Source organism: Polynucleobacter sp. AP-Titi-500A-B4 (assembly GCF_018688095.1).
In the GTDB taxonomy this organism is placed as follows: Bacteria; Pseudomonadota; Gammaproteobacteria; order Burkholderiales; family Burkholderiaceae; genus Polynucleobacter.
Genome location: NZ_CP061311.1, coordinates 1,223,644 through 1,233,392, shown reverse-complemented (window position 1 = coordinate 1,233,392; position 9,749 = coordinate 1,223,644). Strand labels below are relative to the sequence as shown.

At 43.6% G+C, this 9,749-nt stretch carries 5 protein-coding genes; 4 read left to right on the top strand and 1 reads right to left on the bottom strand.

Going from position 1 to position 9,749, the window contains the following annotated elements; all coding sequences use genetic code 11:
- The first annotated feature begins 15 nt into the window (after positions 1–15).
- The 3 genes from FD968_RS06235 to FD968_RS06225 all read left to right on the top strand — a co-directional run bounded on the left by FD968_RS06235 (position 16) and on the right by FD968_RS06225 (position 6,131).
- Positions 16–1,254 carry a glycosyltransferase family 4 protein gene (locus FD968_RS06235; RefSeq protein WP_215364716.1) on the top strand — a complete coding sequence of 413 codons (1,239 nt, stop codon included), beginning with the start codon at positions 16–18 and terminating at the stop codon, positions 1,252–1,254.
- 155 nt (positions 1,255–1,409) lie between these two features.
- Positions 1,410–4,370: an EAL domain-containing protein gene (locus FD968_RS06230; protein ID WP_215364714.1), complete on the top strand. Its 2,961-nt coding sequence runs from the start codon at positions 1,410–1,412 to the stop codon at positions 4,368–4,370.
- 183 nt (positions 4,371–4,553) lie between these two features.
- The gene (locus FD968_RS06225) at positions 4,554–6,131 is read left to right on the top strand and encodes an adenylate/guanylate cyclase domain-containing protein (RefSeq protein WP_215364712.1); all 1,578 of its coding nucleotides are present in this window, start codon (positions 4,554–4,556) and stop codon (positions 6,129–6,131) included.
- 22 nt (positions 6,132–6,153) lie between these two features.
- On the opposite strand, the gene FD968_RS06220 is transcribed toward FD968_RS06225, so the two are convergent.
- The gene (locus FD968_RS06220) at positions 6,154–7,773 is read right to left on the bottom strand and encodes an HD domain-containing phosphohydrolase (protein ID WP_215364709.1); all 1,620 of its coding nucleotides are present in this window, start codon (positions 7,771–7,773) and stop codon (positions 6,154–6,156) included.
- Between the two features lie 187 nt (positions 7,774–7,960).
- Between FD968_RS06220 and FD968_RS06215 the strand changes: the two genes are divergently transcribed.
- Complete coding sequence (locus tag FD968_RS06215) at positions 7,961–9,748, top strand: efflux transporter outer membrane subunit (RefSeq protein ID WP_215364707.1); 1,788 nt, start codon at positions 7,961–7,963, stop codon at positions 9,746–9,748.
- The last annotated feature ends 1 nt before the right edge of the window (position 9,749 follow it).

The window sequence follows — 9,749 nt, the reverse complement described above, 5'->3', positions numbered from 1 at the left end:
AGTGCCCCTATTTTTATGAAGATTCTCTTTATCCACCAAAACTTTCCAAGCCAGTTTAAGCACTTGGCCCCTGCGCTTGCCGCGATTCCTGGCAGCGAGGTGCGTGCTCTGACGATGCGTGACTTAGGTGTGAGTGACTGGCAGGGCGTTCAGGTCACTCGGTATGGAACTGATAAGAAAAATACTGTAGGTATTCATCCTTGGATATTGGATTGGGAAACCAAGATTATTCGTGGCGAAGCGTGTTATCTCGCTGCCGTCCAGTTGAAAGAGGCTGGCTTTGAACCGGATATCATTATATCTAATCCGGGCTGGGGGGAATCCCTCTTTATTAAACAGGTTTGGCCAAATGCGAAGCTAGGTATCTATGGTGAGTTTTACTATCACGCGCAAGGTGCAGATGTAGGTTTTGATCCTGAGTTTGCAGATGTTGATTTAACTACTGAACCCAAGATTCGTCTAAAGAATCTGAACAATCAGATGCATTTTGAAATCGCTGATGCAGGGATTTCTCCAACGGAGTGGCAAGCCAGTACCTTTCCAGATCCTTTTCGCTCAAAGATTACCGTTATTCATGATGGTATCGATACTGAAACGATTAAGCCAAATCCCAATGTCCAAATAACTTTAAATCAGCAATTAACACTTACCAAAAATGATGAAGTCATCACCTTTGTCAATCGCAACTTAGAGCCTTATCGCGGCTGCCACACCTTCTTCCGAGCTTTGCCAAAGATTCTAAAAGAGCGACCTAATGCTCAAATATTGATTGTGGGTGGGAATGGCGTGAGCTATGGTCAGGCACCTAAGGGCGGAGGAAGTTGGCGAGATATTTTTGTATCAGAAGTGCGAACGAAAATATCTGATGCAGATTGGAAGAGGGTGCATTTCTTGGGCTCACTGCCGTATGATCAGTTCATTGGCGTATTGCAACTCTCTACGGTTCATATTTACTTAACTTATCCATTTGTTTTGAGTTGGAGTTTGATGGAGGCGATGAGCGCTGGATGCGCCATTGTCGCTAGCAATACACAACCACTTCATGAATTGATCCAGCATGACCAAAATGGCAGGCTCGTTGATTTCTTTAGGAGCGAAGATTTAGCTAATGAAGTGATTGCATTGCTAAATGATCCGGATGCTCGAAAGCGTCTTGGCCTCGCAGCCAGAAAAACTATCCTAGAGAAATATGATTTGAAGAATGTATGCTTGCCTCAACAGATAGAGTGGGTAAAGCAATTGACGCGGCTTTGAATATCTAGCTAAAAATAGTATTTATCTACTAATTTAGTTCTAAATATCATTCATTTTCAACGTTTTAACCATAAGTTCCTAGCCTTAAATCAAGATTCTTTTTAAGATGTAGTTATTGAACTATAACTTTAGTATAAATATTGATGGCCTCCTAAATGCATCGTTTTTTTAAAATCTATACCAAATCCGGCGTTATTGCAGCTTGCGCATTTGGTCTCGCTCATGCATTGATTTCAACATTCATTCTGAAGTACTTTTCTGGTGTTGTTGGTGAGAGTGTAATTTGGGTTCCTGCTGGAATTGGTCTGGGAGCGCTTCTAGTGCTTGGTTGGCAATATTGGCCATTTATATTGTTGGGTGCAATTTTTGGTGAAAGTGGTGGCGGCCACACTATTACTATGGCATTCCTCTTGGCGAGTGGTGCCCTCATAGGTTATTTAATCGTTTTCGCGCTGTTAAAAAGATTTTTCAAGTTCGATAAAGAAATTCAATCCTTAGCGCAATATAGCCATTTATTAATTTCTAGCTTTATTGGTGCGCTAGTTAGCACCACCATCAATGTGCAATTTTTGGTTTGGGCTAATTTACTCTCGCCAGACATGGTAAAGGGTATTTATCAACAATGGTTTATTGGCGACTTCTTTGGGTTTGCATTTTTTACACCCATCATCCTTGTACTTTCTGGCCGATGGATTCAGGATTGGTCTAAGGAAAAAATAACCCAGTTTGTTTTTTTTATTCTTATTGCTGTTTTGCTTGGGCAGGCGGTATTTTTTGGTTGGCTAAAAGAATATATTGATTTAACAGGAAGAGGTTTCGGAGCCTTTTTCATCATTGCATTTTTTGGTTATCGATTTGGTCGCCAAGGTGCAATGGTGTATTTTTGTATCCTTCTTGTGCAATCTATCCTTGGTGTATTTGATGGGTCGGCATTCTTTGATCGTCAATTGATGACCCATCATGCCCCAATGGTGATTTGGGCATATTTAGGGGTTGCCTGTTTTATTGGTTTATCGGTTGGATTAGTAGTGCAAAGTTTTCAACAGAAAAGCCAAAATTTATGGGAAGCAACTAAGGTTATCCTTCAGTCAGAGGAGCGCTTTCGCGAGATTGTTGGTAATACACCCGTGTTGATGGCCACCTATAACCTCAGCACTCAAATTACGGATTACGTCAATCCATATTTTACAAAGGCACTTGGGTATACGACCGAAGACCTACTTGAACCTAATGCGTGGTGGCCGCTAGCATATCCAGATCTTGAATATCGGAAGAAGATACAAGAAGAGTGGGGTCGTCGCGCTGATGAAGTCAAGAGCTCAGGTGATCCATTTGTCCCAATTGAAACCGAAACGCGTTGTAAAGATGGTTCCGTTAGATTGATTTCCTGGGGTAGCTTCTTTGCCTCAGACCGCATGGTGATTTACGGTATTGATATTACTGAGCAAAAGCGCTCTGAAGATATTCTTAAGGTGTCCTCTGCTGTATATCGTGCCATGGGTGAAGCAGTTGTTATTTGCGATGCGAAAAATAATATTCTCTTGGCTAATGACGCCTTTAGAGAGTTAACAGGCTATTCTGAAAATGATCTACTAGGTTATGGATTCTCAGACTTCTTAGTAAAGCGCCATGGCGCTCGCTCTTATTCCGACATTTTTACTTCCCTTGATGCTACAGGGCGCTGGGAAGGTCAAGCCTGGATCAAGGTGAGGGATGGCGTCGAAGAACTGCGTTTCTTGTCCATTTACTCTACCTTCGATAAAGATGGAATTCCTTTACAGCGGGTTGCCCTGGTATCAGACGTCACGGATCAACGCAAGGCGCGAGAACTGATTAATCAGCAAGCCAACTTTGATCCACTTACCGGTTTGCCTAACCGTCGTCTGATGCTCGATCGTCTCGGGCAATTGATCAAACAATCAACCCGCTCACAAACCAGTTTGGCAGTCATTTATATTGACTTGGATAACTTTAAGGACGTGAACGATAGTCGTGGCCATGACTTTGGCGACGAGTTATTAAAAGTTGTAGCGCAACGTTTACGTTCTGAGGTCCGTGATACTGATACGGTAGCCCGAATTGGTGGCGATGAATTTGTAATCTTATTGGGTCAGCTCGACAGGCCAGAAAAAGCGGATATCATCATTCGCGAAATTCTTAAAAACTTGAGTGAGCCTGTACCAATCAATGGCGAGATGATTTATGTCACTGCCAGTTTCGGTATCTCGATGTTCCCCAATGACGGAGATGATGGTAAAGCGCTTCTCTTGGGTGCTGACCAAGCCATGTATGCAGCAAAGTCTAATGGTAGAAATGGCTTCCAGTATTTCACGAGCTCTTTGCAAGTTAAGGCTAATTACCGTGCTAGCGTGATCTCAGAACTCCGTACTGCGATGGATAACAAACAGTTCCGCTTAGAGTATCAGCCTATCTATGATTTAAAAACAGGTGTGATTACCCATGCTGAAGCCCTATTAAGATGGCATCGCGCTAGTGGCGAGGTAGTGATGCCATCCTCATTTATTGAGATCGCCGAAGAGTCTGGCCTCATTGTAGAAATTGGCAACTGGGTCATGAAAGAAGTATTAATGTATCTGAAGTCGCTTGGTCTAGATAAAGCGCCATCAATTGCGGTGAACGTTTCTGCTGCGCAGTTTCATTCAACCGATCACTCTGTGGTTCAATGGCTTGATTGGATGAAAGAATTTGGTATTTCTCCTAATAAGATTGTTCTTGAAATTACTGAGCGGATGATGTTGATTCAGTCTCAAAGGGTATTGCGCAAAATATCGATGCTACAAGAAGCAGGTTGTCAATTTAGCGTCGACGATTTTGGAACAGGCTACTCATCACTTGCATCCTTGAAAAACTTTAACTTTGATTTCTTAAAGATTGATTCTCATTTTGTTAAAACCCTGGCGCCAGATAGTCTTGATGCATCGTTGGTATCTGCGATGGTTGCCATGGCAAAAGGCTTGAATCTAGGTTCCATTGCCGAAGGGGTGGAGACAGAGCAGCAGGCTCAAATGCTCAGAGAGATGGGATGTTCTTTTGCGCAAGGCTATCTATACAGCAGGCCTTTAAGCCCAGAAGCCTTTAAAAATATCCTGATCTAGCATCTATCTGTCTAATCTCTTAATTTAGACATATTCCAGCCTTATTGATCAATATATTGTTGGATTTAGACAACTAATTATCTAGTAGTTATCTACTTTTATACACTAAAAGGCTGTCTAAATCTCTTATATATCTGTATAAATGATCTCCCGGCCATTACTTTTTATTGGACAGATAGATAAATGATCTCTAGCAAGGCATTGATAGACCAAACTGGAATATCACGTGCCACCCTTAATAACTACATTCAGCTTGGCATTTTGCCTAAGCCGGATGTGCAGTCTTTATCCGCAAGCGCAGATGAGGGTGGGGCTAGGGTATTGGGTTTCTTCCCGGACGATGCATTAGAAAGAGTGCAGGCTGTCCAAATTTTGAAGGGCCAAGGCTTATCAATGGCTCAAGTCGCTGAGCGCTTAGCTCAGACCGATGCTTTATTGGAAGTGCAAGAGCTACAGTTAGAGACAGCAGGCTCTCGTCCAGCAATGCGCCCGATTGGCAAATCTAACCAGGCCAATCAAGCGCGCGCGACGAACACTGCAAGCAAGCCTTTCTCAGATTCATTAGGCAATCTCTCCTTATCGCTTGATACCCTGACGCATCCTGCTTACATGCTCAATTACAACTTTGAGCTCACTTGGTTTAATGAGCCAGCACGTAAAGCGGTATTTGGTTTTGCAACGGCGCCATCTAAAAGTACCGATCGAAATTTACTGAACTTGCTGACAAGACCTGAAGTATGTCTAACCATGGAAGATCAGCGCTCATTGGTAGGTTTGTTATTGCAATTGGCTAGCTCTCGTATTTCTTACGAGTCGCTCTCTAAGCTAGTAGCGCAGAGTGATCCAGACCTTATGCCGCTATTGGAAGGCTTATCTTCTGAAGAACAAGCCCAAGAACAAGCAGTCAATGAAGTCGAGTTTTTTCAAAGAGATTCACGTGGTCAGATTGTTTGTTACCGAGTCTATGCGGTGTATTTCCGTGAAGGCATCTTAGTAGTCCATGCGCCTGCAGAGGAGCGAGGGGATGACTTAGTTAATTTCTTAGCTCGTCGTGATCAAGTGATTCACTCATTACTGAGCAAACGCTTGCCAGTAATGACGCCTTTAGCAGTTTTGGTGGCTGACTTGCAGAACTCCGTTCGTATTTGTTCAGAATTACCGCCAGATGAGTATTTCGCTTTGGTCAATCAGATCTGGGCGACGATGGGTCCGATATTGCGAAAATACACGGGTACTCACGGTAAGCACGTAGGTGATGGAGTCGTGTACTACTTCTTCCCACAAGCTGAAAGTAATTATTTATTTAATGCTGTTGCTTGTGCTGATGAATTACGCCAAGCGATGCGTAAGATTAGCGCTGAATGGCAGCTCAAGAAAAATTGGTTTACTGAACTGCAGCTTAATATTGGCTTACATGAAGGTCAAGAGTGGTTGGGAAGTTTCCAGTCGGCAAACCATATTGAGTTTGCCGTATTAGGTAACACGATTAACCAGGCATCGCGTCTGAGTGACTTTGCAAGACACGGCAGCATTTGGGCAACCAAGGATCTCATCAGCAAACTCAGTAACGATGAGCGTAGCCGCATTGAGTTTGGTGTTCTCAGAAAGAGCCAAGAGAATGGCGATCGCTTCGTAGCATCTTCATATGCTCAGATTGAATCGATCATCGATCTCAATCAAGATAAGCACGAAAAATTGAGAGATATCTCCCAATTAGCCGTCGCTGAGATCAAGCGCGTCAGCAATACGCGCCTCTATTGAGAAGTTAAGTACTGACTAGAATTTATTGCCGACTAAATTGGTAATCTGGCGGCGGTGGGTTGTAGCCTGGGATCTTGCTAACATCAACCTCATCAATCTGGCTCTCATCTAAAAACTTCAAGGCATATTCTTCATAGACTTTTTCCCAGATGAAGATATCAAAGAGGTCGGGGTCTACATGTTGTCCTAATTTCATCTTGCCAAGGATTTCCAGAGACTCACTGAGCGTCTTACCTTTCTTGTAGGGACGATCTTTAGCAGTTAATGCCTCAAAAATATCAGCAATACCCATGCATCGTGCTGGTACAGACATTTGCTCACGGGTTAAGCCCTTCGGGTAGCCTTTGCCATCCATCTTCTCGTGGTGACCGCCTGCGTATTCGGTGACATTGCGTAAATGCTTGGGCCAAGGGAGTTTTTCTAGCATGCTGATGGTGAGATCAATATGGTGATTGATGATTTTGCGTTCTGCATCATTCAGGGTGCCCGCACGAATCGTGAGATTGCCGATTTCTTCGTCGCTGAGGAAGGGATGATTAGTACCAGAAACATCTTGCCAGATATAGCGCTTAGCAATGTCATGCACGCGTTGTACATCTGGGTCTTTCATAAACTCACCACCGATGTTGCAGTGGCTTAAGAAGTTGTAATCATCAATCAGTTGAGAGCGACGTTGTTCTGCCTCTTCTTCAGAAATAAATTTTTGCGCTAAAGCGAGTTGAATATCACGCAATACGACTTCTGCCCGAATTTCAATCAAATTAATGCGATCAAAAATCTTTTCAAGCTTAGTCGCCTTATCTACTACGTGAACAGGAGTGGTAATTTTTCCGCAGTCATGTAATAAACCAGCAATCTTAAGCTCTTGACGATCACCATCATTGAGGGTGAACTCCTTGAGAGGTCCAGCATTACAGCGATTGACAGCATCAGCTAACATCATGGTGAGATCGGGTACCCGATTGCAATGACCACCAGTGTAGGGCGACTTATCGTCAATCGCGTGGTTAATCAAACCAATGAAAGATTCAAACAATTGCTCCAAATGCAAAATCAATATTCGGTTAGTCAGTGCTATAGCGGCTTGAGAGCTTAATGCTTCAACAATTTCCTGACTTTCAGCAGTAAAGGGAATCACTTTGCCTGTATTAGGATCGGTTGCATTAATCAGCTGCAGAACGCCAATGATCTCTGATTCGTGGTTCTTCATTGGCACAGTCAGAAATGAAATAGAGCGATAGTTATTTGCTGCATCAAACTTATGGGTACCAGTAAAGTCAAAGCCCTCGGCGTTATAAGCATCAGCAATATTGACAGTTTCATCTTTATGAACTGAATAAGTCACGATGCGGTTTAGTTCGGGCTCCCCTTTTTCATTAAATAAGGGGAGGGGCGGTATCTTAATCTCATGACCACTTTTGCCGCCTAAGTGAACGCCCTTGCTTTTGGTATGCACGATCTCAAATTTTAAGAACTTTTCATCCACCACTCTATATAGAGTGCCGGCATCTGCATTCGTTACCTGCATGGCTGTTTGGAGAATATTCTCCAAAAGCTGGTCAATATCCTTTTCGCTGCTGAGGGACGACCCAATCTTTAGCAGGTGCTGCATCATCTTTTTGTCGATTGGATTGGTAGTCATGTGAGGCACTCATTTAAGCGATTTCTCATTATCAACAATTTCGGGGAATGCGTTTTGATATCAAGAGACCAGTTTACTTAGTAGATAAGTACTAAAAAATAAATTTCAAAATCAATCGCTTAATACCATAGGAAAAAAGACATATTTTGATTTAATGAACTTCTTCCTGATAACTAAAGTTATAGCCGTGGCAAATAAGCGATCAAACCATGAAGTTCGAGTGCAAATAAAGCGCCTGCCAATCTATTTGGCCTGTATTACTTTGGCTTTATCTGGGTGCACTACGCCAATCGTAAAAGAGGGGGATGCCCCTGATGGACCAGAGTATGTACGCTGGATGCCAAATACCTTTAAGGCGCCGGTAGAACAGAGTCTGCCTCGACCAACTGAGTTATGGTGGCAGGATTTTGGTAGCGATGAATTAAATTCTTTGGTTGATACTGCCCTAACGAACAACTACGATTTAAAAGTTGCTATTGCTAGGGTGGCGCAGACCCGTGCTCAGGCTGATGTGGTTAAAGCAGCTGAGTCACCCACCATCGATGCAACTGGTAAGTATGGCAATCAAGCGCCATTGCCTGGACCAGGTTATGCAACCAGTACCTCACAGTGGGGTACACAACCACTTTGGCAAGCAGGTATCTTGGCAAACTATGAGGTGGATTTGTGGGGTAAAAAGGGCTTCAACACACAATCTGCATTCTCTTTAGCGCTGGCAAGCGAGTACAACAGACAAGCGGTTGCCCTTAGCTTAGTCGGAGATGTGGCAACCGTGTATTTCCAAGTTGTTTCTTTGGATGAGCGCATTGGAGTGGGTGAACGAAATCTAGAAGCCATTCGTGCAGTTGGGAAGGGAATGGCTAGGCGTGTGGATCTTGGTGATGCCACGATCATTGATTTATCCCAACAATTAATTTTACAAACTAATACTGATGCCCTAGTTACTGGTTTGAAGTTACAACGTGAGCGGGCATTTAACCGTTTAGCCTTGTTGATTGGTAGAACGCCATCAACTTTGAAAATCAAAGGAAGGTCTGTTGAGCCTTTGAAGGCTCCAGTAGTTGCACCAGGCCTTCCATCAGACTTACTATGCCGCCGCCCTGATATTCGCAGGGCAGAAGCTTCTCTTGAATCAGCAAAGGCTGATTTATATTCAGCGCGAGCCAATCTCTTTCCGTCATTTGCCATTACAGGCGGTGCTGGCTATGGAAGTTTCTTGTTATCACAACTAACAATGCCACAAAGTTTGTTCTACAACATTACCTCCAATCTAGTGCAAAACATTTTTGATGGCGGCAAACGCCGTGCAGAGATTCAGGTCGCTAGCGCCAAGAATGTGGAGCTATTGGAGGCTTATGCCAATACTGTTCTAGCAGCAATGCGAGATGTAGAAGATGGACTTTCTGGCGTGGCATTAACAGCAAAGCAATATGAGGCTTTAAACGATTCCAGATTACGTGCTCAGCGCCTTGCAGTGATGAGTGCCAAAGTAGTTGAGCGTGGCGGCATGGACTATGTCCAGTTATATGAAATTCAAAGAACTGTTTTGGCTGCCGAAGACTCAGCCATTGCTGCAAAAAATGATCAATTAGTTGCTTCAGTCAACCTTTACAAAGCTATTGGCGGTGGTCTGACTTTAGACAACAACCCTTGCTTCGGTGGAGGTAAGCTTCCCAAGGCTGATGCACGCTGGACTGAAAATGCAAAAGAAGTCGATTCTGCATTTGATAAAAAGCCTGCAATTGGTGTGAATGCTGCCAGTCAACCAATGTATGAGGGCAGTAAAACGCCTTTGGTAGCTAAGCCACTAGATACCTTGCAGCCACCTGCAAATGTTGCACCAAAACAGGGTGGTAGCAAAGCCAATACAGCAGCTCCTCCATTCTCCAGATTTGATTTGAACCCAGCAAATCCAATGGGTCCATCTGATTTCACGGTTACACCGCAAACCACTCCTGCCTTGGAGAGTAAGTAAA